The following is a 1,406-nucleotide window of genomic DNA, read 5'->3' as shown; positions in this document are numbered from 1 at the left end:
TATAGAGCGACAATTACTCTGGCCGGTGGACGACAACTATTTTGGCCGGCTGCCCTAAGCTTGACCGCTTGTCCCGACCCACCAGGGAGCCGGTATGGCGGTCACCAGCCAGCAGGTCACGATCTACATGTCGCAACGTCAACTAGGCCAGACCCAAGACGTCGCCGCCGCCAAGGCCGGTCTCTCCGTCAGAACCGCCCGCCGTCTCGAACGCCGGGCAGAATCCCCCGAACCGCCGGCACCTCGCCAATGGCGGACGCGGCCAGATCCCTTCGCCGACGTATGGGACCAAGTGCTCGTTCCGCAGCTAGTGGTCACCCCGGACCTTCAGGCACTGACGCTGCTGGAGTGGCTTCAGGAGCAATTTCCCGGCCAGTATCCGGACAGCGTGCTGCGTACCCTGCAGCGCCGGATCAAGGGATGGCGAGCCGCTCACGGCCCGGATAAGGAAGTGATGTTCCCGCAGACCCACGGTCCCGGGCTGCGCGGTCTCTCCGACTTCACCGAGCTCAAGGGCACCGTCATCACGATCGCCGGGAAGCCGCTGGAGCACCGGCTCTACCACTTCCGCCTAGCGTACAGCGGTTGGTGCCACGTGCGCGTGGTGCTGGGCGGCGAGAGTTACACGGCCCTGGCCGAAGGCCTGACCGGCGCCTTGGAGCGCCTCGGTGGGGTACCGGCTGAGCATCGCACTGACAGCCTGTCGGCGGCCTTCCGCAACCTGGGGCGTGACGCCAAGACGGATCTCACCAAACGCTACGCCGCCCTGTGTGCGCACTACGGCATGACAGCGACCCGCAACAACGCGGGGCGCGGCCACGAGAATGCCAGCATCGAGTCGCCCCACGGCCACTTCAAGCGGCGTCTCAAGCAGCGTTTAGCGCTGCGCGGCTCCCACGAGTTCGCCAGCCCCGCTGACTACCAGGCATTCCTCGATGAAATCTCGGCCGCCATCAACCGCCGCAATGCGGCGCGCATTGCCATCGAGCGAGGTGTCCTGATGCCGCTCCCCAGCCGGCCAGGCACCGACTACACCGAGTTAACGGTGCGCGTCACGACCTCCAGTACCATCCAAGTCCGCAGGGTGCTCTACTCGGTGCCGTCCCGGCTGATTGGCGAGCGGCTGCGGGTGCACCTGTACGACGACCGCTTGGTGCTACACCACGCGCAGCAAGTCCTGCTCACGCTGCCGCGTCTACATGCCACGGTGGAGAGCGGGCGTCTGCGGGTGATCGACTACCGGCATGTCATCGGCTGGCTGGTCCGCAAGCCCCGGGCCCTGGCAGGGCTGACGTTCCGTGATGAGCTGCTGCCGGGCGCCGACTGGCGTGATTTGTATGCCAGGCTGACCACGGAGTGGCCAGTCGCCGAGGCCTGCAAGCGCCTCGTCGGCGCTCTGGCCCTGG

1 protein-coding gene is annotated in these 1,406 nt (G+C 66.5%); it reads left to right on the top strand.

The annotated features are described in order from the left end of the window. Positions 1-94 precede the first annotated feature (94 nt). A partial coding sequence (gene istA / locus IE093_RS22240) for an IS21 family transposase (protein WP_189473117.1) occupies positions 95-1,406 on the top strand: 1,312 nt, incomplete at its 3' end.

Source organism: Litchfieldella qijiaojingensis (assembly GCF_014651875.1).
Classification (GTDB): domain Bacteria; phylum Pseudomonadota; class Gammaproteobacteria; order Pseudomonadales; family Halomonadaceae; genus Litchfieldella; species Litchfieldella qijiaojingensis.
Note: the sequence above shows the minus strand (reverse complement) of the source record. Positions and strands in the feature narration are given on the sequence as shown.